Here is a 20,563-nt window from a genome sequence, read left to right on the forward strand (position 1 = left end):
CTCCCCGCTCAGGCGGTGAGCCCGGGCAGGAGCTCCGCGGCGAGTGCGGTGATCCGCGCATCGGCCTCGTCCTCCGCGAGCCCCGCGGTCATCACCGCGAGGAGACGCGGACCGGATCCGGCGGGGTCCTCGACGAACGCGACGTCGTGCCGGTACCCGTCGACCCAGCCGGACTTCGACCCCCACCGGACGCCGTCACGCAGCACCGTGGCGATGATCGGGATAGTCTGCGCGCGCAGGGCCGCGAGGGCGAGCTCCCGGGAGTCGGCGGCGAGGCCGGGGCCTGCGACGAGGTGGTGCATGGTGCGGGCGAGGTCCGCGGCGGAGGTCTCGTTGGTCTGGCCGCGCTCGAGCGCCGCGGCGTCGCCGATCAGCCTCTCGACCCGGGTCGCCCCGAGCCCCAGCTCCCGGGCGACGGATGCGACGGCGTCCAGGCCGACGAGCTCGAGCAGCTGGTCGGTCGCCTCGTTGCTGGAGCGGTCGATCATCCGCGTGGCGAGGTCCCGGAGCGCGATCGGGGTGCCGGGCTCGGGGTGGGTGGGATCGAGATGGTCACCGGACAGGGTGAACTCCTCCCCGTCGGCGCCGGTGAAGGTGCGCGTCGCGGGCAGCTCCGTGTCGAGGTCGAGCGCGCCCTGCTCGGCGGCGCGCAGCACGGCCAGCAGCACGTGCAGCTTGATGGTGCTCGCGGCGTAGAACGGCTCCTCGGCCCTGGCGGCGGAGAGCACGGCGCCGTCGGCGTCGAGCAGGCAGTGCGCGATGCGCACCTCGGTCGGGGCGGCGGCGGTGGGCAGCGACATGCCCCGACCCTATGACGCCACCCCCGTGTCCCGCCGACGGCCGGAGGGGTCGTCCGGCGGGAGATCAGCGAGCCGGACCTATCATGTGCCCAGCCGCGCCCGTGCCCAGCACGCTCGACACCGGCTCGAGCACCCGCCGCCCGTGCAACCGGTCCTGCTGCCCGCCCACGACGTCGCCGACACGGCCGGCCCGCCCACGATCCGGAGACCCCGCATGCCGCAGAAGCCCTCGTCACGCCCCACCGTCGCCACGATCGCCCGGGACCTGGGGATCTCCCCGGCGACCGTGAGCTACGCGCTCAACGACAAGCCCGGCGTGGGCGCGACGACCCGTGAGCGAGTGCTCGAGCATGCCCGGGCCGTGGGCTGGACGCCCCATTCCGGTGCGCAGGCCCTGCGCCGCGGACGCAGCGGGAACATCGGCCTGGTCCTGGTGCGGGATCCCGAGGAGGTCTCGCGCGAGCCGTTCTACTCCTCGGTGACCGCCGGCATCGAATCGGCCACCAGCGCGCACGGCTACGAGCTGCTGATCCGCTTCGTGCAGGGAGGGGAGGAGCAGGAAATCGAGGTGTTCCGCACCTGGTCGCACCAGCGCCGTGTCGACGGGGTGGTGCTGCTGGACCTCGCCACGGACGACCACCGCCCGGCGGTGCTGGAGTCCTTCGGGATGGACTTCGCGGTGCTGGGCCACTACGAGGGCCCGGAGGACTTCGTGAAGGTCGCCTCGGCGGAGCCGGAGGATGCGGCGACCGTGGTCGAGCACGTCGCCGCGCTGGGCTACGACGGGTGCCTCCAGCTCACCGGCCCGCTCGAGTACGCGCACGAGCGGCGGCGCCTCGAGCTGATCGAGGGGCTGTGCGCCGAGCGCGGCCTGGCCCATGCGCACCGGGCCGGGCGGTACACGATCTCCTCGGGCCAGGAGGCTCTCCAGCAGACGGATCGAGGGTTCTGCTCCCGACCCGCGATGATCACCTCGAGCGATCTGATCGCGATCGGGGCGCTCCGCGCGGCGACGGACCTGGGGGTGAGCATCCCTGCGGACATGGGCCTGGTGAGCTGGGACGACTCCCTGATCGCCGAGGTCGCCTCCCCCTCGATCACCGCCCTCGCCCGCCGCCCGTTCACCATGGGCAGGGCGGCCGGCGACCTGGTCGTGCGCCGCGTCGAGGGAGAGGCGGGACCGGGAGAGACGGTGCAGACCGCCCCGGCCGAGCTCGTCAGGCGCGCCTCGACCGCTCGCGCCTGAGGGGCTCTCCACCGCGGGCAGAGCGCCCGCTTCGACCGTGACTCCACCGTGACCTGACGTCGTTGACAGGCCTGATCGGCCTGAGCCATACTCGCCGAATCGATTAAGTACTGAATCGATTCGGTACCGGTCGTCAGTGCTCCGGGGCTCGCCTCGGAGCACCGCAGCACCCGCTGGACCGAGCAGGTGACCGCCTGCCCCCACCCCTCCCGTCATCGACGACGGCCCCTCAAGGAGATCCCGATGCGACGTCGCACCCTTCTCACCGCCGCCCCTCTCGCCGCCGCCGGCGTCGCAGGCCTCGCTGCCTGCGGCTCCACCGGCTCCGGCGGCTCCAACGATTCCCCCGACTCCCTCACCTACTGGGCCTCGAACCAGGGCACCAGCCTCGAGAACGACAAGGAGGTGCTCACCCCCGTCCTGGAGAAGTTCACCGAGGAGACCGGGATCGAGGTCTCCCTCGAGGTGATCGGCTGGGCCGACCTGCAGACCCGCATCCAGACGGCGATCACCTCCGGCCAGGGCCCCGACGTGCTCAACATCGGGAACACCTGGGGCGTCAGCCTGCAGGCCACCGGCGGGCTGCTCGAGCTGGGCGATGCCGAGTTCGAGGCCCTCGGCGGTCGCGAGCAGTACGTCGAGGCGGCCCTCGCCACCGGCGGCGAGGAGGGCACCGACCCCGCCTCCATCCCACTCTACGGGCTCGCCTACGGCATGTACTACAACGTGAAGATGCTCGAGGAGGCGGGCATCGAGCCGCCCACCACCTGGGAGGAGATGGTCGAGGCCGCGAAGGCGCTCACCGACCCGGACAAGGGCGTGTACGGCATGTCCCTCGCCGCCGGCTCCTACACCGAGAACAACCACTTCGCCTTCATCAACGCCACCCAGAACGGCGCCGCCCTGAACGACGCCGACGGCAAGCCCACCTTCACCGAGGACGGCGTCGTCGACGGGATCCTGCGCTATCTCGACCTCATGCAGGAGCACGAGGTCGTCAACCCCTCCAACGCCCAGTTCGACAACGGCACCAAGTCCGTCACCGCCTTCGCCAACGGCGAAGCGGCGATGATCATCAACCAGAACAACGCCAACGCCACCATCGAGTCCCAGGGGATGTCCCCGGAGGACTTCAAGGCCATCCCCTTCCCCGCCCCGGCCGACGCGGTCGACGACTGCGCCTCCCACCTGGCCGGCATCAACATCGCCGCGATGGCCGACACCGACAACCGCGACGGCGCGCTGGCCTTCATGAAGTTCATGACCTCCCCCGAGATCCAGGCCGAGCTCGGCAAGCCCTTCGCCTCGCTGCCCGTGCTCGTGGACGGCGAGCCCACCTTCACCGAGGACGCCGAGCAGGCGGAGATGTTCATGGAGGTCTACGCGGAGCGCTCCACCCCGCTGCCGCTGGTGCCCTGGGAGGACCAGTTCGAGACGACGGTCGGCCAGGCGATGAACTCGATGTTCGCGACCATCGCGACCGGGGGGAAGGTCACCCGCGAGGACATCGTCACCGCGATGCAGACGGCCCAGGACTCGATCCGGGCCTGAGGAAGGGCACCATGACCACCACCGTCCCCCGCGGGACCACGACGCCGTCCTCGAACGCGGAGCCCTCGGCGCCGCGCCGCCGACAGCGCACCTGGTTCCCGTACCTGATCCTGCTGCCGGCGGTGATCCTCGAGCTGCTCATCCACGTGGTCCCGATGATCACGGGCTTCTGGATGAGCTTCGTGGAGCTGACGAAGTTCTTCATCCGCCGCTGGACCGAGGCCCCCTTCGCCGGACTGGACAACTACCGCATCGCGGTGGACCTCGACACCCCGATCGGCCAGGAGCTGCTGAGCTCCTTCCTGGTCACCGTCGCGTTCACCGCGCTGGTGGTGGGGCTGAGCTGGGGCCTGGGCATGGCCGCGGCCGTCGCCCTGCAGCGCCCCTTCCGGGGACGCGGGGTGTTCCGCACCCTGTTCCTGGTCCCCTACGCCCTGCCGCTCTACGCCGCCGTGATCACCTGGAACTTCATGCTCCAGCGCGACACCGGCGTCATCAACCACCTCCTGGTCGACCAGCTGGGGATCCTGGACGAGGCCCCGTTCTGGCTGATCGGCGACAACGCCTTCGTCTCCGTGGTGGTCGTCGCGATCTGGCGCATGTGGCCCTTCGCCTTCCTCATGTTCATGGCCGGGCTGCAGTCGATCCCCGACGAGCTCTACGAGGCCAGCGCCATGGACGGCGCCACCCCGCTGCGCCAGTGGCGGGCGGTCACCCTCCCGATGCTGGCACCGGTGAACCAGACGATGCTGCTGGTGATGTTCCTGTGGGTGTTCAACGACTTCAACACCCCGTACATCCTCTTCGGCACCGCGCAGCCGCCCGCCGGAGACCTCATCAGCTTCCACATCTACAACGCCTCGTTCCTGTCCTGGGACTTCGGCGTGGGCAGCGCGATGAGCGTGCTCCTGCTGCTGTTCCTGCTGGCCGTCTCGCTGGTCTACCTGTACGCCACCCAATGGAGGAAGGGGCGCTCCCATGCGTGAGACACTCGGAGAGAAGATCTTCCGCGCCGTCGTGCTCGTGGTGCTGAGCGTCTTCGTGCTGCTGCCGCTGTACGTCATGGTCACCACCAGCCTCAAGCCGCTGGGCGACGTGCAGGCCGGGTTCTCCTGGCTCCCCAGCCGGGTGACGATCGAGCCGTTCATCGAGATGTGGTCGACGGTGCCGCTCGCGCAGTACTTCATGAACTCGCTCGTGGTCACCTCGATCGCCACCCTGTTCAGCGTCGCGGTCGCGATCTTCGCGGCCTACGCCGTCTCTCGCTGGCGCTTCCGCGGGCGCACCCCGTTCATGACCGCGGTGCTGTCCACCCAGATGTTCCCCGGCGTGCTGTTCCTGCTGCCGCTGTACCTGATCTTCGTCAACATCGACGCGACCTTCGGCGTCCCGCTGGTGGGCACGCGGATCGGCCTGATCATCACCTATCTGACCTTCTCGCTGCCCTTCTCCATCTGGATGCTCGCCGGCTACTTCGACGGGATCCCGCGCGAGCTGGACCAGGCGGGCAAGGTCGACGGCGCCGGCAACCTCACGATCCTGCTGCGGATCATCCTCCCCGCGGCCCGGCCCGGCATCGTCGCCGTCGCGATCTACGCCTTCATGACGGCGTGGGGCGAGGTGCTCTTCGCCTCCGTGCTGACCACGGAGGAGACCCGCACCCTCGCCGTCGGCCTGCGGCAGTACGCCACCCAGACCAACGTCTACTGGAACCAGGTCCTCGCCGCCTCGATCGCGGTGTCGATCCCGGTGGTCGTCGGCTTCCTGATGATGCAGAAGAACTTCGTCGCCGGGCTCACCGCCGGCGCCGTGAAGTGACCGCCCCTCCCCCGCTCCCCCGAGAGGACCCCATGGAGATCTCCGTCCAGCTCTACAGCGTGCGCGAGCAGCTCGCCGAGGACCACCTCGGCACGCTCCGTCGCCTGGTCGATCTCGGCCTCACCCATGCCGAGCCCTTCCGCCTGCTCGAACACCGCGACGCGCTGGTGCGCGCCCGCGGCGAGCTGCCGCTCGACTTCCCGAGCGCGCACCAGTCCCTCCTCGGCGAGGTGGACCTCCCCGCCGTGCTCGAGGCCGGCGAGGCCGTCGGCGTGCAGTATCTCGTCGATCCCTACTGGGACCCGGCGGACTGGACCGACGCCGGCCGGGTGCGGGTGCTCGCCGATCGGCTGAACGAGCGCGCCGCGATCGCCGCCGAGCACGGCCTGCGCCTCGGCTACCACAACCACCACTTCGAGATCGCCTCGCGGCTCGAGGGCCGCACCGCGCTCGAGGTCTTCGCCGACGCCCTCGACCCCCGGGTGGTGCTCGAGATCGACACCTACTGGGCCGCCGTCGGCGGGGCCGACGTCCCCGCCCTCCTCGCCGCCCTCGGGGAGAGGGTGCAGCTGGTCCATCTCAAGGACGGCGACCTCTCCGAGGATCCCGCCGCGCAGCTCCCGCTCGGCAGCGGGGCGATGCCCCTGGCCGAGACGCTCGCCGCGTCCCGGGACGTCGCCTACGGTGTGATCGAGTTCGACGACTACGCCGGCGACATGCTCGAGGGCATCGCCGCGTCCCTCGCCCACCTGCGCACCGCCGCCTGAGCCGTCTCCGTCCGCCTCTCCCGCACCCATCCCCACCCACCACCGCAAGGACCCTCCATGCCCCAGCAGCCCACCGGACCCGTCGGCGTCGGCCTCATCGGCGCCGGCACCATCTCCGCCGAGTACCTCACCCATCTCACCTCCTTCCCGGACGTGACGGTCCACATCGTCGGGGACCTGTTCCCCGAGGCCGCCGCGGCCCGCGCCGCCGAGTTCGGGGTGCCCGCCTCGGGCACCGCCGACGACGTCCTCGCCCATCCCGATGTCGAGATCGTCGTGAACCTGACGATCCCCACCGCCCACGCCGAGGTCTCGCGCGCGATCGTCGCGGCGGGCAAGCACGTGTGGACCGAGAAGCCGATCACCACCGACCCGGCCGACGCGAAGGCCCTGCTCGAGGCGGCCCGCGACGCGGGGGTGCGCGTCGGCGGCGCGCCGGACACCGTGCTCGGCGCCGGGATCCAGACCGCGCTGCGCACCCTGCGGGACGGCGAGATCGGCGCGCCCGCGAGCGCGCTGACCCTGTTCCAGTCCCCGGGGCCGGAGTCCTGGCACCCGAACCCCGCCTTCCTCTTCCAGGAGGGCGCCGGCCCGCTGTACGACATCGCCCCCTACTACACGACCACTCTGGTGCTCGCGCTCGGTCCGGTCGTCTCGGTCAGCGCGGTCGGCTCGACGGCGCGCGAGCAGCGCACCATCGGCTCGGGCCCGAAGGCCGGGGAGGTCTTCGACGTCACCGTCCCGACCCAGGTCGCGGCCCTGCTGCGCTTCGCCTCGGGCCAGAACGCGACGGTGCTGCTGAGCTTCGACTCCCCGAACACGCGCGCCGGCTTCGTGGAGGTGTACGGGACCGAGGCGACCCTCTCGTTCCCCGATCCAAACGTGTTCGAGGGCGACAGCTCCCTGACCGCCTACCGCGCCGCCGACGAGGACGCCGAGAAGATCCCCGCGACCGGGGCGACCGCGGGCCGCGGCCTGGGCGTGCTTGAGATGGCCCGCGCGCTGCGCGCCGGGGTGCCGCACCGCGCCCAGGGCGAGATCGCCGCGCACGTGCTCGACGTGATGGTCGGGATCGAGACGGCGATCGCCGAGAACCGGATCGTGGAGATCGACTCGACCTTCGCCGAGGTCGAGCCGATGCCCGCGGACTTCGACCCCTATGCCGCGACGCTCGAGGGCGCGACCGTCCGCGCCTGAGCCCGTCGGGGACCCGGGCCCGCCGCTGCTCGCCCCACCTTTTGCGACGCCACGACTCATATCGGGGCGCTCATGAGTCCTCACGGCAGCAAAACCTTCCGCGGACGTACGCGTGGAGGCGGCCGGGCGGCGAGGGCGTCGGTCTGGCGGCGAGGCGAGGGCATCGTCCGGGCGACGCGAGCGTCGGTCGTGCGGCGAGGCCGACGGACGCCGTCACCCCGGCGGCGGGGCCGATCTCGTCGGGGCCCGCCCGGCACGACGACGCGCCGCGCCTCCCTTCCGGGAGACGCGGCGCGTCGTGGTGTGCGGCGGGGCCGCTGCGGTGGGTCCGGGGCTCAGGCGCCCTGGTGACCGGCGAAGGTGTCGGGGTCCGGGCCCTGGCGGCCGGCGGCGCCCTTGTCGAGCGCGGCGATCTTCGCGATCTCGTCGTCGGTGAGCTTCAGCTCGAGGGAGGCGAGGTTCGCGGCGATCCGCTCGGGGGTGACGGACTTCGAGATCACCACGTTGCCGAGCGCGAGGTTCCAGGCGAGCAGCACCTGGGCGGGGCTGACGCCGTGCGCCTCGGCGACGGCGGTGACCACGGGGTCCTCGAGCTCGCCGCCGCCCTGGCCCAGCGGCGACCAGGCCTCGGTGACGATGCCCTTCTCGGCGTGGAAGGCGCGCAGCTCGGCATTGCCGAGGTAGGGGTGGACCTCGATCTGGTTCAGGACGGGAAGCACTCCGGTCTCGGCCTCGATGAGCTCGAGGTCCTCGCGGCGGAAGTTCGAGACGCCGATGGAGCGGATCCGGCCCTGCTCCTTGAGCTCCACGAGGGCCTTCCAGGTCTCCAGGGCGAGGCCCTTGGACGGGGCGGGCCAGTGGATGAGGTAGAGGTCGAGCTCGTCGAGGCCCAGGTCCTCCATGGTCGCGTCGAAGGAGCGCAGGGTCGCGTCGCGGCCCTGGTCCTGGTTGGGGACCTTCGAGGTCACGAAGACCTCGTCGCGCGGGAGGCCGGCGGCCTTGAGGGCCTGGCCCACGCCGGCCTCGTTGTTGTAGCCGCGGGCGGTGTCGACGTGGCGGTAGCCGGCCTCGAGGGCCTTGACGACGACGTCGGCGGCGACCTCGTTCTCGACCTGCCACACGCCGTAGCCGAGCTGCGGGATGGAGCGGCCGTCGTGGAAGTCGATGCGGGGCGAGGTGGTCATGCTGCTCCTTGCTCTCGGGTCGCGGCGGACTCGACCGCCGCTGGACACTCCCACCAGGCTATCGCCCTCTCAGCTGCGGCACACTCCAAGGCTGAACGGCCGGGAGCCGGGATCCTGCTCGAGCCAGCGGGCGAGCTCGGGCGGGTGGACGACGTGCTCGCCGAGCCGGTCCAGCGCCAGCCAGGCGGTGCCGGCCTGGCCGGGGTCCGGCTCGGTGCCCTCCCCGGGCTCCTCCCCCTCGGCCAGGCCGCACCAGTAGGCGACGTTGACCTGGTGGAACGGCGGGATCGGGGAACCGTCGACCATGCGTCGGTCCATCATGATCTCGAACAGGCAGGCGGGCTGGTGCACCTCGACCTCGGCGCCGATCTCCTCGCGGCACTCGCGGACCATCGCCGCGGCCTGGTCCTCGCCGTGCTCCTGCCCGCCGCCGGGCAGGGCGAACACCTCCCGACCGTCCGGTTCCAGGTAGCGGTTCATCAGCACCTGCCCCTCGCGGACGATCAGCGCCTTCACTCCCAGCCTGGGGCTCCTCATGCGATCTCCTCCTCGTCCTCTGCCCGTCCCAGCAGCGCCTCGGCCCGTGCCCTCAGCGTCTCAACGTCCTCGGCCTCGAGCAGCGCGGCGACCGCCTGCTCGTCCTGCAGCAGGGCCATCAGGCGCTGCAGGGCGGCGAGGTGCTCGCGCGCGTCGGTCAGCAGCGGCATGGCCAGCAGCTGCACCGGGACCTCCCCGCCGCCGGCCCCCATCTCCCCGAAGGCGACGGGGCGGGCGAGGGTCGCGAGCGCCAGGCCCGGGACGAGCACGTGCTCGGGGTCGGCGTGCGGGATCGCGGTGGGGATCGGGGTGGGCAGGCCCGTCGGGTAGCGCTGCTCGCGCGCCTGCAGCGCTTCGGGGAAGGCCTCGGTGACGGCGCCGTCGTCCAGCAGGTGCCCGGCGAGGGTGCGCAGCGCGTCGGCCGCGTCGGCCGCCTCGAGGCGGGCGAGGACGAGGCTCAGCGCGAGCGGTGCGCGGGGCGTGCGCGGATCTGTGCTCATGGTTCCTCCCGGACGGCGACCCCCTGATTCTGGCACCCGTCGGCGCTCGCCTGCGTACGCTGGGCTCGTTCCGTCCGGCGCGTCCCGCGCCGCCGCCCGCCAGGAGAGCCCATGCCCGCCCCTCGAGACACCGCCCTCGTGGTGCGCGCGGCGCGCCTCTATCACGAGCAGGGCCGCTCGCAGACGGAGGTGGCGAAGGAGCTGGGACTGTCCCGCTCGAACGTCTCGCGGATCCTCTCCCAGGCCCGGGAGCGCGGGATCGTCGAGATCACGATCCACGACCCCGACGGCCCGCCGCGCCGCGACGAGGCGCTCGAGGCGGCGCTGCGGGCGACGTTCTCGCTGCGGGAGGCGCATGTGGTCTCCGCGCCGCGGGCCTCGGCGATGGAGTCCGTCGCGCGGCAGGGCGCGGCGCTGATCGCGGAGCGCGCGGGCCGGGTGCGCAGTCTCGGCGTCTCCTGGGGGCAGACGGTCCAGAGCGTCGTCGCCGCCCTGGACTCCCTCCGCCCCAGGCCGACGCCGACGGTGCTGCCGCTGGTGGGCGGGCACAGCGCCCTGGACCAGTTCGACTCCGGCGAGTCGGTGCTGCGGGTGCTCGCCTCGCGGCTCGGGGCGACGCCGCGGACGCTCTACGCCCCGGCGGTGCTGGAGTCCGCGACGGCGGTCGCGACGCTGCGGGCGGAGTCCTCGATCCGCACCGTGCTGGAGGCGGCCGCGCAGGTCGAGCTCGCGGTGGTGGGCATCGGCTCGCTCGGCGTGCACTCCTCCCCGCACGTGCTGGACCTGATGGCGCTGGGCGAGGAGGAGCGCGCGGCCTTCGAGGCGCAGCGCCCGGTGGGCGATGTGTGCGGCCGGTTCGTGGACGCGGAGGGGATCCCGCTCGGGGCGCCGACGGATCAGCGGGTGCTCGCGGTGACCTTCTCGGAGCTGCTGCGGATCCCGGAGGTGCTGGGCGTCGCGGCCGGGGAGGAGAAGGCGCCCGGGGTGGTGGGGGTGCTGCGCAGCGGCGCGATCGGCACCCTGGTGGTAGATGTCGACCTCGCCCGCGAGGTGCTCGCGCTCAGGTCTCGCGCTTGATCAGATCCCTCCCTTGAGCACGCGCTCGAAACGGGCGGTGAGCTCGGCGTCGACGGGCAGCTCGTGCTCGTCGAGGTGGGTGATCGGGGCGGCGAGGCGGGTGGAGGACAGCAGCCAGGCGCCGTCGGAGCCCTTCACGTCCTCGATGGTCATGAGCTCCTCGCCGGTGGCGAGGCCCTGCTGCTCGCGCAGCCATTCGAAGAGGGTCGCGACGGCGGTGCCGGCGAGCACGCCGGCGCTCGCGGGGGTGGTGAGGAAGGTGTCGCCGCGGCGCACGAGCAGGGTGGAGGTGGGGCCCTCGAGGGCGTAGCCGTCGCTGGAGACGAAGAGGACGTCGGCGGCGCCGCGGCGCTTCGCCTCGCGCACCGCGGCCATGTTCACGGCGTAGCTGAGGGTCTTCGCGCCCTGCAGCAGCCAGGGGCTGGTCTCTGCGGCGGTGGTGGCCAGACCCCGGTCCAGCACCGCGACGCGCATCCCGGCGCGGTAGGGGGTCCAGTCGTCGGAGGCCTTGGCGTGGATCCAGCAGGTGGGCGTGCCGGTGCCCTCGACGCCGCGGGTGTACATCACGCGCACGCTGAGCTCGGCGACACCCTCGTGGGCGGCGATCGCGGCGTCGACCGCCTCGGCGAGCAGCGCCTGGTCGGGGGCGGGCAGGTCGATCATCTCGGCGCTGCGGGCGAGGCGGGCGAGGTGGGGGCCGACGTTGACGGGGCTGCCGTCGAAGGCACCGATGGTCTCGAAGACGCCGTCGCCGCGGGTGGCGACGAGGTCGGTGACGGAGAGCTGCGGGACCGTGGGGTCGGCGAGGCGGTAGCCCGGTCCGCCGTCCGACGGGGCCCCGGTCGCGCCGGGGACGAGCACGAGCACCGGGGCGGGGGGACGGGGGCTGGTCGCGGTCATGTCACTGCTCCTTCACGGGGCCCGCCGGGGTGCGGAGCCGTCTCACCAGGGTAGACCTGACGCGCCGAGGGCTCAGCCCCAGCCGATCCCCTCGCCGATCGCAGAGGCGCCGCGCGGGCTCGGGGCGTCACCACTGCCGGAGGCGCCGCCGAGCATCTCCCCGATCATGGCCACCAGGCGCTCGAACAGGGTGCCGGGCTCCTCGGGACCGGGGGCCTCGAGCCGGCCTGCGGGCAGCGAGCCGGCGCTCTGCGCCGGACCGTCCACGAGGCCCTGCAGGCCCATCGCGCCTCCCTGCGCAGGGGCCTCGCTCCCGGTCTCGGCAGCACCCGCCTCGGCCCCGCCGGACCCCTCGGCTCCGCCCCCGCCGGATCCGCCGCCCGACGACGACCCGCCGCCGGATCCCCCACCGGACTCGCCCCCGGCCCCGCCGGATGCGGACTCCCCCGCGCCGCTCGAGGACTCCCCGGACCCACCAGCGCTCTCGGAGCCCGCACCGGAGCCGCCGGCGCCCTCGGAGCCGGACTCGGCACCAGCACTCCCGCCGTCGGCGCCTTCACCCAGGCGCCCCTCCTCCCCGATCAGGTTCCCGAGCCCGCCGCCGGCGCCGAGTCCGGCCAGCAGCTCCTCGAGCAGCATGCCGAGGGCGAGTCCGCGCAGGACGAGGTCGGCGAGCAGCCCGCCGAGCAGGCTCCCGAGGAAGGCGCCGAGCAGCGCGGCCCGCCCCTCGGGGGTGGCGAGCGCCTCGCGCAGCATGTCGGCGAAGCGGCCCGCGGGCCCGTCCTCGCCGCCGAGCGCGCCGCCGCCGAGCAGGTCCCGCAGCATCCCCTGCGCCATCCGCGCCATGTCCGCGAGGAACTCGCCGGGGCTCGACCAGGGCCCGCCGAAGCTGTCGGGGCTCGAGGCGGCCTCCTGCTCCTCGGCGTGCTGGGCGAGGCGTCGGGCCTGCTGGCGCAGCTCGAGGCCGCGGTCCTGGAGAGCGGGGCGCACGCTCCCGGCCCAGTCGGCGCGGAACCGCTCAGCGTCCTCCCCCACCCACTCGACGGTGTCGATCACCGCGGAGAGCCGCCCCTCGAGCTCGTCGAGCAGCTCCCCGCGCCGGGCGCAGACCGCGCCCATCGTCCGCAGGGCCTCGGCGTCCGCCCCCCAGAATCCGTTCATGCCTCCCCGTTCCCCTCGCAGTCCCCGTGTCGCAGTCCCCGCCACGTGCCTCCCCGGGCACGCCCCCGAACCTATGCGTCCCGGGGCTCCCACCGCCATGGGGAGGACTCCCCATCCCGGCCGCGACCAAGCGGGGTCGCCGCCCGGGCTCACTCGCCGTCGGCGAGCTCCCGCGCCCAGTCCGGGACCCGGTCCGCGCCCACCCGTCCCACGAGCGCGCGGGCATAGTCCGCGTCGATGCCGCCGACGATCCCGTCGAGCTGCGCGGTCAGCTGCTCGAGCCGCTCCGCGCCGCCGCCGACGGCGCGGCCGAGGGCGCGCAGCGCCTCGGTGTCGGCCCCCAGGAATCCCGCCATGTCGTTCCCCGCTCCCCCGCCGCTCCCCTGGTCATGACCTGGTCGCCCTCACGCTAGGGACGGGGTTCGGGGGCGGGAATGGGGAGTTCTCCCCATCGTGCGCGGGGAGGCGAGATGTTCGCCCGGCGGTCACCTGGGCGTCATCGCGCGCCCGGCTCAGCCGCCGTGGACCGCGATCACGAGCCCGTGCTCGCGCCAGCCCAGGTGCATCTCGAGCGGATCCCCGTCGGTCTCGACCTCCATCGGGTCCACGCGGGTGCCGAGCGCGGCGCCGCGCAGGTCGGCGAGCGCGAGCGCACCGTCCGCCTCCCCGCCGGCGGGGGCGACGAGCTCCGCCTCGGGCACGTCCTCGACCATGCCGAGTATCGCGGCGAACAGGTGGGCGTCCATGAGCTGCTCTGCGGCGTCGGTGCGCGCGGACTCGGAATCGTCGTCGGCGGGGCCGCGGGAGGAGAGCTCAGCGAGGGTCGCCTCGAGCGCATCGGTGAAGAGGCCCAGGTAGGTGGGCAGGTCCGGGGCGGCGAGCTGCAGGGCGAGGTCCTCGCCGATGCCGTGGACCGCGCCGGGGGTCCCGTTCTCGTCGAGGGTCAGCACCACGGCGGTGTCCGGGGTCTCGTAGAGGGGGTAGTAGCTGGTCGCCTCGCCCAGCAGCGTGTACGGGCCGACGTCGGTGCGGTTCTCGACCAGCAGGGTCAGCACGGGCAGGTCGCGCAGGGTGATCCCTCCGAGCTCGTCGACGAGCTGCTCGAGGGCGGGCGGCGGATCGGCGGCGATCTCCTCCTCGGTGACGGCGAGGCCGGGCACCATGGCGACGTCCTGCTCGTGGACGGTGACGAGGGAGGAGAGGCGGTCCAGGACGGGGCGCAGCGGGGCGATCGGCAGCACCTCGGCGCCGTCGGGCCAGGGCAGGGAGGTGTTCATCGGCGTGCTCACCCGCCCAGTCTGTCACGCGGCGTCCGTCACCCGGCGCCGGGCCGGATCCTGCTCTCGAGCGCGTCGATGTACAGGTCACCGGCCTGGGACTGGGCGATCAGCTCTCGTGCGGCGGGCACCGAGTCCCAGGTGTTCCACAGCAGCACGCCCTCGACCACGCCCTCGTCGAGATAGTGGACCACCGCGGCCCGGTGCTCCTCGTCCCATACCTCGCGCATCTCGAGGGAGGAGTCCAGGCGGCCCACAGCCTCGTAGCCGTCGTCGAAGAGGTCGGAGAAGAACAGCGGGGTGTGCGTGTACTCCTCCCGCTCCTCCTCGGGGCGGGTCATGTTCGCTCCCGCGACCGCGCCGGAGGCCTCGGCGTGGTCGACGTGCTCGACGTGGCGCCGTCCCAGCAGCGCGTCGTCGTAGAGCACCACGTCCCCGGCCGCGAAGACGTCCGGGGAGCTGGTGCGCAGGTGCGGGTCGACGACCACGTACCCGCGGTCGGTGAAGATCCCGGCGTGCTCGGCGAGGGTGGTCGCGGGCTGCGCACCGAGCCCGAGCACGACCGCGTCGGCCGTGAGGGTCTCGCGGTTCGCGGCGCGCAGGGTGAGGGTCGCGTCGGCGGAGATCCCGGCGAGGCGGAAGCCGCCGACCAGCTCGATGCCGTGCTCGGTGAAGACCTGCTCGAGGTGGGAGGTGAGGGAGTCCGGGAGCATGTGCTCGAGGATCCTGGTCCCGCCGTGGGCGAGGGTCACCTCGGCGCCGGTGCGGGTGAGCGCCGCGGCGACCTCGGTGCCGAGGAACCCACCGCCGACGACGACCACGCGGGCGCCGTCGGTCGCGAGGGTGCGCAGGTGGCGGTAGTCGCCGACCGTGCGCAGGCTCATCACTCGGGGGTCGTGCACGCCGGGGAGGTGGCGGTGCGAGGAGCCGGTGGCCAGCAGCGCCTTGCGGTAGTGGACCCGCTGGCCGCGCGCGGTGACCGCGGTGTGCGAGGCGGGCAGCAGCTCGGTGACGAGGGTGGAGGTGAACAGCTCCGCCCCGGTCGCCTCCGCGGTGCCCAGGTCCTGGCTGTCGGGGTCGGGGTCCTCGCCGGTCCACAGGTCCTTGGACAGGGCGGGCCGGTACACGGGGGCGTGCGGGTCCGCGGAGAGGATCGCGATGCTCGCCTCCTCGTCGGCCTCCCGGATCGCCCGGGCGGCGGCGTCCGCGGCGATGCCTCCGCCGATGATCAGATGGTCGTAGCTGTCCTTCAGGGCCGACATCGGAGCCTCCTTCGGCGGGCGCTCCTCGATGAGCGCTGGTCTCGCTGTCCACCACGGTAAGCCCGTCCTCGGATGTGCGCCATCTCCCGCGGGGCGGATGGGCCCTGCCGCACCGCCCCCGCGCGTGCTTGGATGAGCGGGCACACCCGCCCGGACCGGAGGTCACCACCATGGGACGCGAGATCGGCAGCACCGAGTACACCCGTTCCCAGCGCACCCGCTATCGGCGGGAGCTGCGACGGAATCTCGACCTCTTCGAGACCTTCCTGGACACGGCCGAGTTCATCGACGAGGGGACCGTCGGCGTCGAGCTCGAGATGAACCTCGCCGAACGCGACTCGATGGCGCCGGCGCTGATCGCGGACACGCTGCTGGAGGATCTCGACGACGAGCAGTACGTCCACGAGATCGGCCGCTTCAATCTCGAGGCGAACCTCCCCGTCACCCATCCCACGGGGACCGGGCTGCGCGAGCTGGAGACGGCGCTCGGCGCCGCCGTCGACCGGGCCGACGCGGCGGCGCAGGCCCGCGGGGCGCGCGTGGTGCCCGTCGGCCACCTGCCCACGATCTCCGAGGACCTCTTCGCCGACGAGGCGTGGCGCGCCCCGGGCGCCCGCTACGAGGCGCTGGAGTCCAGCGTGATGGAGGCCCGCGGCGAGGAGATCACCCTGCGGATCGAGGGCGAGGGCCGCGGCGTGGACACCACCTTCGACTCGATCGCGCCGGAGAGCGCGTGCACCTCGATGCAGCTGCACCTGCAGGTGCCGCCGGAGCAGTTCGCGGCCGCCTGGAACGCGGCGCAGGCGATCGCCGGCCCGCAGGTCGCGCTCGCCGCGAACTCCCCGTTCCTGCTGGGCAAACGACTGTGGCACGAGACCCGCATCCCCACCTTCGTGCAGGCCCTGGACACGCGCCCGCCCGAGTACGCGGCGCAGGGGGTGCGGCCGCGAGTGTGGTTCGGCGAGCGCTGGATCACCTCGATGTTCGACCTCTTCGAGGAGAACGTGCGGCTGTTCCCGGCGCTGATCCCCGAGTCACGGGAGATGGCGGAGGAGCCGCTGCTGACCGAGGGCCACTCCCCCCGCCTGCACGAGCTGATGCTCCACAACGGCACGGTGTGGCGCTGGAACCGGCCGATCTACGATCCCGGCACGGACGTGCCCCACCTGCGGCTGGAGAACCGTCTGCTGCCGACCGGCCCGACCGCCGCGGACATGGCCGCGAACGCCGCGTTCTTCTACGGCATCGTCCGCTCGCTGGTGCACGAGCGGCGGCCGCTGTGGTCGCGGATGAGCTTCGAGCAGGCCGACGAGTCCTTCCAGCAGTGCGCGCGCTGGGGCCTCGAGGCGCGGGTGCGCTGGCCGAAGGTGGGCCGGGTGCGGGTCGCGGACCTCCTCCAGGAGCACCTGATCCCGCAGGCGATGCAGGGGCTGCGCGAGCTCGGCGCCGATCCGCAGGTGATCGCCCGCTACCAGGAGATCCTCACCGAGCGCGCCCGCACGGGCCGCAACGGCGCCCGCTGGCAGATCGACACCGTCACCTCCCTCGAGCTGCGCGGCGGCACCCGCGAGCAGGCGCTCGCCGAGATGACCCGCCGCTATCGTGCCGCCGTCGACTCGGGCGAGCCGGTGCACGCCTGGCAGGTCCCGGCGCGCCAGCGGGGCTGACGGCCGGGACGACCACCAGGCGTCCACATCCCGGACGCCCGTCTCACAGGGCAGTACAGTGCTCCCATGAGCACCCAGACCCCGTCCCCCGCGCCCGCGAGCACCGCGCGCGTCTCGGAGGACCGCTCCGCGCGCATCGCGGTGACGATCTTCCCCGCCCTGATCCTCGTCGCCGCGGCGATCGGCTTCTTCGCCCCGCCCGTCGGCCAGGCCCTCGCGCCGTTCACGAGCATCTACCTCGGCGTGATCATGTTCGCGATGGGGCTCACCCTCACCCTCCCGGACTTCGGGCTGGTCGTGCGGCGCCCGCTCCCGGTGCTCATCGGCGTGGTCGCCCAGTACGTGATCATGCCGCTGATCGGCCTGGGGGTCTCGCTGCTGCTGCAGCTGCCGCCCGAGCTGGCCGTCGGCGTGATCCTGGTGGGCTGCGCCCCCGGCGGCACCAGTTCGAACGTGATCTGCTATCTCGCGAAGGCGGACACCGCCCTGTCGGTGACGATGACCTCGATCTCGACGCTGCTCGCCCCGCTGCTCACCCCGCTGCTGACCCTGTGGCTCGCCGGCTCCTACCTGCCCGTCGACGCCGGCGCGATGGCGCTGTCGATCGTGCAGATGGTGCTGATCCCGGTGGTCGGCGGCCTCGTGATCCGTCTGATCGCCGGGAAGCTGGTGGACCGGATCCTGCCGGCCCTGCCGTGGGTCTCCGTCGCCGGCATCTCGCTGGTCGTCGTCTCCGTGGTCTCCGGCTCGACCGAGGCGATCGTCTCCGCCGGCGCGATCGTGCTGCTGGCCGTGGTGCTGCACAACGGCCTCGGCTACCTGATCGGCTACTGGGCCGCGCGGCTCCTGCGCCAGGGCGAGCGCGCCGCCCGCACCACCTCCGTCGAGGTGGGGATGCAGAACTCGGGCCTCGCCGCGACGCTCGCCGCGGCCTCGTTCAGCCCGGCCGCCGCGCTGCCGGCCGCGATCTTCTCGATCTGGCACAACCTCTCCGGCGCGGTGCTGGCGATGTACTACCGCCGCAGCGCCGATCGCCACCAGGTCGACCCGGCCTGAGGTCCTGATGTCGGACTGCACGATCGTCCTGGGGCCGCGGGTGCGTCGATATCGCACTTCCGTGTCCCCGCTCGCGGTGGTCTGGTACCTCTCGATCGGCCCGCTGTTGGTGATCGTCTGCGCGGTCTTCGTGGTGTTCTTCGACCGCGGACCGGCGCTGCTCGTGATCGGCGCGGCGTTCGGGCTGCTCGTGCTGGCCATCGCGATCGTGTTCCTGGCCTGGTGCACTTCGGCGCGTCTCGACCTCCACCAGCACGGGATCGTGCTGAGCCGTGCAGTGCTCGGCGGGCGTCCGCGGGCGATGTGGTTCACGGAGATCCACCCGGCCTCGATCCGGGTCCTCTCCGACATCGACACGATCCGTCCGCTGCGCGGCGGTCAGCGGATGCTGTCCCCGTCCTGGTACTTCTCCCCCGGCGCGGACCTCGCCGTCACCTTCCTCGGCCCCGCCCCCGGGGGCGACCCGGCACCCGGCCGTGCCCGTCCCCCGCGGCCCGGGCAGGGAATCGCGATCTTCGGCTCCCGCGAGGCGGAGCAGATCGCCGCGGCGCTGCGCGAGGGCCTCGAGCGCGGAGGCTGCCCGCCGCACCTGGCGCGCTGGTCCGCGCAGTTCGGCACCGAGGAGCTGAAGGGCACGGGCCCGCGCGCAGGGCAGGATCCCCGGGATGCGGGCCGACTGGACGCCCTGACCCCGGGGACCCGCGCCGCTCAGCGCGACTCGTCCCGCAGGTCCTTCGGCAGCGTCGCCCGTGCGCTGCCGGTGCGGGCCGGCAGCGTCCCCGCGTCGGGTGCGCCGTCGGGCTCGACCTCCTCGATGTCCTCGTAGATGTCGCTCATGACCGGCACCTCGGTGGTGTAGGTCGGCTCGACGACGTAGTCGTCGGTGTCGTACTCCTCGTCCTCCTCGCGCCGCTCGTACTCCTCGGGCGGCAGCACCTGCGCCCATTCGCGGGTGCGGATCTGCGGCAGCTCGCCGGCATCCTCCTTCAGCGCACGCAGCAGGGCGTACATCTGGAACCAGCCCATGATGAAGAACGGCAGGCCGACGAGGATGATCGTGGACTGCAGGGCGGTCAGACCGTCCTCGCCGGAGAACACCAGCAGCGTCGCGGTGATCAGCCCGATCGCGACGCCCCAGAAGATGCGCTGGCCCAGCGGGTTGTAATCCTCGTGACCGTTGGCCATCGAGTCGGTGACCAGGGCCGCGGAGTCCACGGAGGTGACGAAGAAGATCACCACCACGATGATCGCGATCACGGAGACGAAGAACGCGGCCGGGTAGTTGTCCAGGAATGCGAACAGCGCGCCGGGGATGTCCCCGTCGCCCACGACGCGGTCCACGAGGCCGCCCTCGCCGCGCAGCTCGATGTCGAAGCTCGCGTAGCCGAAGATCCCGAACCAGATCACGGAGAACCCGGCCGGCACCGCGAGCACGCCGGAGACGAACTGGCGGATGGTGCGGCCCCTGGAGATGCGGGCGATGAAGATGCCCACGAAGGGCGACCAGGTGATGGTCCAGGCCCAGTAGAAGACGGTCCAGGTGTTCTGCCAGCCGGAGTCGGCCTGGGTGTCGTTCCACAGCGCGAGCTCGGGCAGGGCGACGAGGTAGTTGCCGAAGGACTCCAGGGTCCCCTTGATGACGAAGAGGGTCGAGCCGCCGGCGACCAGCACGAACAGCAGCAGCAGCACGGCCATGACGATGTTGAGGTTGGAGAGGACCTTGATGCCCTTCTCCAGGCCGAGGGACACCGAGATCAGCGCCAGCCCGCTGACCACACCGATGATGACGAGGTTCCAGACCGCGTTCTCCGGGATCCCGAACAGCTGGTTGAGGCCACCGTTGATCTGCAGGGTGCCCAGACCCACCGAGACCGCGACGCCGAAGATCGTGCCGATGATCGCGATGATGTCGATGATCTTGCCGATCGGGCCGTGAATGCCCTCACCGAGCAGGGGCTGGAAGATCGAGCTGACCCGCGGCGGCAGGTTGCGCTTGTGGATGAAGTAGGCGAAGCACAGAGCGGGCAGGGTGAAGATCGCCCAGGTGTGCAGCGTGAAGTGGTAGTACGTGAAGTTCATGGCGTCCCGGGCGGCGGCCCAGGTGCCGGCCTCGAGGCCGAGCTCGGTGGCGCGCGGCGGGTCGCCGAAGTGGCTGATCGGCTCGGCGACGCCCCAGAACATCAGGATCGAGCCGATGCCGGCGGCGAAGAGCATCGCGAACCAGGCCGTGCCGGAGTGCTCGGGCGGCTCGTCGTCGGGGCCGAGCTTCACACGGCCGAAACGGCCGGCCGCGATGAAGATCAGGAAGGCCAGGAACACGGTGACGCCGAGGATGTAGAACCATCCGAGGTTGGTCATCAGCCATTGCGAGGCGCTGTCGGTCGCCGCTCCCATCGGCTCGGTGAAGGCGATCGTGGCGATCACGAAGGCGAGGATGATCGCCGCCGAGCCGAAGAAGATCGTGGGGGAAGTGCGCAGTCGAAGCGCGTCGTGGAGTCTCGTCAGCACGGTGCTCGTCTCCTCGTCGGACGGCACCGTCGCGCGGGTCTCGCTCATCGGCCGT

20 protein-coding genes are annotated in these 20,563 nt (G+C 72.4%); 10 read left to right on the forward strand and 10 right to left on the reverse strand.

Annotated features, from left to right (window positions below):
* Nucleotides 1-8 precede the first annotated feature (8 nt).
* The gene (locus A4A78_RS00295) at nt 9-800 is read right to left on the reverse strand and encodes a serine hydrolase (protein ID WP_062946455.1); all 792 of its coding nucleotides are present in this window, start codon (nt 798-800) and stop codon (nt 9-11) included.
* Nucleotides 801-1,014: 214 nt separating this feature from the next.
* On the opposite strand from A4A78_RS00295, the gene A4A78_RS17635 reads away from it, so the two are divergent.
* From A4A78_RS17635 to A4A78_RS00325, 6 genes are all read left to right on the forward strand, one after another.
* The gene (locus tag A4A78_RS17635) at nt 1,015-2,046 is read left to right on the forward strand and encodes a LacI family DNA-binding transcriptional regulator (RefSeq protein WP_062946456.1); all 1,032 of its coding nucleotides are present in this window, start codon (nt 1,015-1,017) and stop codon (nt 2,044-2,046) included.
* Between the two features lie 243 nt (nt 2,047-2,289).
* Complete coding sequence (locus tag A4A78_RS00305; RefSeq protein WP_062946457.1) at nt 2,290-3,597, forward strand: ABC transporter substrate-binding protein; 1,308 nt, start codon at nt 2,290-2,292, stop codon at nt 3,595-3,597.
* An 11-nt stretch (nt 3,598-3,608) separates the two neighbouring features.
* On the forward strand, nt 3,609-4,583 hold the full coding sequence (locus A4A78_RS00310; RefSeq protein ID WP_062946458.1) for a carbohydrate ABC transporter permease: 975 nt from the start codon (nt 3,609-3,611) through the stop codon (nt 4,581-4,583).
* Nucleotides 4,576-5,415: a carbohydrate ABC transporter permease gene (locus A4A78_RS00315; protein WP_062946459.1), complete on the forward strand. Its 840-nt coding sequence runs from the start codon at nt 4,576-4,578 to the stop codon at nt 5,413-5,415. Before A4A78_RS00310 ends, A4A78_RS00315 begins: the two co-directional genes overlap by 8 nt.
* Before the next feature lie 32 nt (nt 5,416-5,447).
* Complete coding sequence (locus tag A4A78_RS00320) at nt 5,448-6,182, forward strand: sugar phosphate isomerase/epimerase (RefSeq protein WP_062946460.1); 735 nt, start codon at nt 5,448-5,450, stop codon at nt 6,180-6,182.
* Between the two features lie 57 nt (nt 6,183-6,239).
* Nucleotides 6,240-7,379 carry a Gfo/Idh/MocA family protein gene (locus tag A4A78_RS00325; RefSeq protein ID WP_062946461.1) on the forward strand — a complete coding sequence of 380 codons (1,140 nt, stop codon included), beginning with the start codon at nt 6,240-6,242 and terminating at the stop codon, nt 7,377-7,379.
* Nucleotides 7,380-7,714: 335 nt separating this feature from the next.
* On the opposite strand, the gene A4A78_RS00330 is transcribed toward A4A78_RS00325, so the two are convergent.
* The 3 genes from A4A78_RS00330 to A4A78_RS00340 all read right to left on the reverse strand — a co-directional run bounded on the left by A4A78_RS00330 (nt 7,715) and on the right by A4A78_RS00340 (nt 9,600).
* Entirely contained in the window at nt 7,715-8,563 is an 849-nt protein-coding gene (locus tag A4A78_RS00330) for an aldo/keto reductase (protein ID WP_062946462.1), read from the reverse strand.
* Nucleotides 8,564-8,632: 69 nt separating this feature from the next.
* The gene (locus A4A78_RS00335; RefSeq protein WP_062946463.1) at nt 8,633-9,100 is read right to left on the reverse strand and encodes an NUDIX domain-containing protein; all 468 of its coding nucleotides are present in this window, start codon (nt 9,098-9,100) and stop codon (nt 8,633-8,635) included.
* Entirely contained in the window at nt 9,097-9,600 is a 504-nt protein-coding gene (locus tag A4A78_RS00340) for a PTS sugar transporter subunit IIA (RefSeq protein WP_062946464.1), read from the reverse strand. The genes A4A78_RS00335 and A4A78_RS00340 overlap by 4 nt, the downstream gene beginning before the upstream one ends.
* Nucleotides 9,601-9,711: 111 nt before the next feature.
* Between A4A78_RS00340 and A4A78_RS00345 the strand changes: the two genes are divergently transcribed.
* Nucleotides 9,712-10,677: a sugar-binding transcriptional regulator gene (locus tag A4A78_RS00345; protein WP_062946465.1), complete on the forward strand. Its 966-nt coding sequence runs from the start codon at nt 9,712-9,714 to the stop codon at nt 10,675-10,677.
* Here the strand turns inward: A4A78_RS00345 and A4A78_RS00350 are convergent, their stop codons facing one another.
* The 5 genes from A4A78_RS00350 to A4A78_RS00370 all read right to left on the reverse strand — a co-directional run bounded on the left by A4A78_RS00350 (nt 10,678) and on the right by A4A78_RS00370 (nt 15,277).
* Nucleotides 10,678-11,577 carry an aminodeoxychorismate lyase gene (locus A4A78_RS00350; protein WP_062946466.1) on the reverse strand — a complete coding sequence of 300 codons (900 nt, stop codon included), beginning with the start codon at nt 11,575-11,577 and terminating at the stop codon, nt 10,678-10,680.
* 72 nt (nt 11,578-11,649) lie between these two features.
* Nucleotides 11,650-12,738 carry a hypothetical protein gene (locus A4A78_RS00355; protein ID WP_062946467.1) on the reverse strand — a complete coding sequence of 363 codons (1,089 nt, stop codon included), beginning with the start codon at nt 12,736-12,738 and terminating at the stop codon, nt 11,650-11,652.
* A 149-nt stretch (nt 12,739-12,887) separates the two neighbouring features.
* Complete coding sequence (locus A4A78_RS00360; protein WP_062946468.1) at nt 12,888-13,094, reverse strand: hypothetical protein; 207 nt, start codon at nt 13,092-13,094, stop codon at nt 12,888-12,890.
* A gap of 156 nt (nt 13,095-13,250) precedes the next feature.
* Nucleotides 13,251-14,027: a hypothetical protein gene (locus tag A4A78_RS00365; RefSeq protein ID WP_231880755.1), complete on the reverse strand. Its 777-nt coding sequence runs from the start codon at nt 14,025-14,027 to the stop codon at nt 13,251-13,253.
* A gap of 26 nt (nt 14,028-14,053) precedes the next feature.
* Nucleotides 14,054-15,277, reverse strand: coding sequence for an NAD(P)/FAD-dependent oxidoreductase (locus A4A78_RS00370; protein ID WP_062946470.1), 1,224 nt, complete (start codon nt 15,275-15,277; stop codon nt 14,054-14,056).
* A gap of 170 nt (nt 15,278-15,447) precedes the next feature.
* On the opposite strand from A4A78_RS00370, the gene A4A78_RS00375 reads away from it, so the two are divergent.
* The 3 genes from A4A78_RS00375 to A4A78_RS17640 all read left to right on the forward strand — a co-directional run bounded on the left by A4A78_RS00375 (nt 15,448) and on the right by A4A78_RS17640 (nt 18,826).
* Nucleotides 15,448-16,944 (forward strand): hypothetical protein, encoded by a 1,497-nt coding sequence (locus A4A78_RS00375; protein WP_062946471.1) that lies wholly within the window; start codon nt 15,448-15,450, stop codon nt 16,942-16,944.
* Between the two features lie 66 nt (nt 16,945-17,010).
* On the forward strand, nt 17,011-18,000 hold the full coding sequence (locus tag A4A78_RS00380; protein ID WP_062946472.1) for a bile acid:sodium symporter family protein: 990 nt from the start codon (nt 17,011-17,013) through the stop codon (nt 17,998-18,000).
* Between the two features lie 61 nt (nt 18,001-18,061).
* Nucleotides 18,062-18,826, forward strand: coding sequence for a hypothetical protein (locus A4A78_RS17640; protein WP_156488503.1), 765 nt, complete (start codon nt 18,062-18,064; stop codon nt 18,824-18,826).
* Here A4A78_RS17640 and A4A78_RS00385 read toward each other — a convergent pair.
* Nucleotides 18,709-20,556, reverse strand: a complete 1,848-nt coding sequence (locus A4A78_RS00385; RefSeq protein ID WP_369816722.1) for a BCCT family transporter — start codon at nt 20,554-20,556, stop codon at nt 18,709-18,711. The two genes, A4A78_RS17640 and A4A78_RS00385, sit on opposite strands and share 118 nt — an antisense overlap.
* Between the last annotated feature and the right edge of the window lie 7 nt (nt 20,557-20,563).

The sequence above is a fragment of the Brachybacterium sp. sponge genome (genome assembly GCF_001613775.1).
Classification (GTDB): domain Bacteria; phylum Actinomycetota; class Actinomycetes; order Actinomycetales; family Dermabacteraceae; genus Brachybacterium; species Brachybacterium conglomeratum.

Bases quoted from the DNA above. Each gene is read 5' to 3' on its own strand.
- A4A78_RS17635 (WP_062946456.1), top strand. From the start codon at position 1,015: ATGCCGCAGAAGCCCTCGTCACGCCCCACCGTCGCCACGATCGCCCGG.
- A4A78_RS00325 (WP_062946461.1), top strand. From the start codon at position 6,240: ATGCCCCAGCAGCCCACCGGACCCGTCGGCGTCGGCCTCATCGGCGCC.
- A4A78_RS00320 (WP_062946460.1), top strand. From the start codon at position 5,448: ATGGAGATCTCCGTCCAGCTCTACAGCGTGCGCGAGCAGCTCGCCGAG.
- A4A78_RS00340 (WP_062946464.1), bottom strand. From the start codon at position 9,600: ATGAGCACAGATCCGCGCACGCCCCGCGCACCGCTCGCGCTGAGCCTC.
- A4A78_RS00370 (WP_062946470.1), bottom strand. From the start codon at position 15,277: ATGTCGGCCCTGAAGGACAGCTACGACCATCTGATCATCGGCGGAGGC.
- A4A78_RS00385 (WP_369816722.1), bottom strand. From the start codon at position 20,556: ATGAGCGAGACCCGCGCGACGGTGCCGTCCGACGAGGAGACGAGCACC.
- A4A78_RS00355 (WP_062946467.1), bottom strand. From the start codon at position 12,738: ATGAACGGATTCTGGGGGGCGGACGCCGAGGCCCTGCGGACGATGGGC.
- A4A78_RS00330 (WP_062946462.1), bottom strand. From the start codon at position 8,563: ATGACCACCTCGCCCCGCATCGACTTCCACGACGGCCGCTCCATCCCG.
- A4A78_RS00380 (WP_062946472.1), top strand. From the start codon at position 17,011: ATGAGCACCCAGACCCCGTCCCCCGCGCCCGCGAGCACCGCGCGCGTC.
- A4A78_RS00315 (WP_062946459.1), top strand. From the start codon at position 4,576: ATGCGTGAGACACTCGGAGAGAAGATCTTCCGCGCCGTCGTGCTCGTG.
- A4A78_RS00295 (WP_062946455.1), bottom strand. From the start codon at position 800: ATGTCGCTGCCCACCGCCGCCGCCCCGACCGAGGTGCGCATCGCGCAC.
- A4A78_RS00310 (WP_062946458.1), top strand. From the start codon at position 3,609: ATGACCACCACCGTCCCCCGCGGGACCACGACGCCGTCCTCGAACGCG.
- A4A78_RS00350 (WP_062946466.1), bottom strand. From the start codon at position 11,577: ATGACCGCGACCAGCCCCCGTCCCCCCGCCCCGGTGCTCGTGCTCGTC.
- A4A78_RS00375 (WP_062946471.1), top strand. From the start codon at position 15,448: ATGGGACGCGAGATCGGCAGCACCGAGTACACCCGTTCCCAGCGCACC.
- A4A78_RS00335 (WP_062946463.1), bottom strand. From the start codon at position 9,100: ATGAGGAGCCCCAGGCTGGGAGTGAAGGCGCTGATCGTCCGCGAGGGG.
- A4A78_RS00360 (WP_062946468.1), bottom strand. From the start codon at position 13,094: ATGGCGGGATTCCTGGGGGCCGACACCGAGGCGCTGCGCGCCCTCGGC.
- A4A78_RS00345 (WP_062946465.1), top strand. From the start codon at position 9,712: ATGCCCGCCCCTCGAGACACCGCCCTCGTGGTGCGCGCGGCGCGCCTC.
- A4A78_RS00305 (WP_062946457.1), top strand. From the start codon at position 2,290: ATGCGACGTCGCACCCTTCTCACCGCCGCCCCTCTCGCCGCCGCCGGC.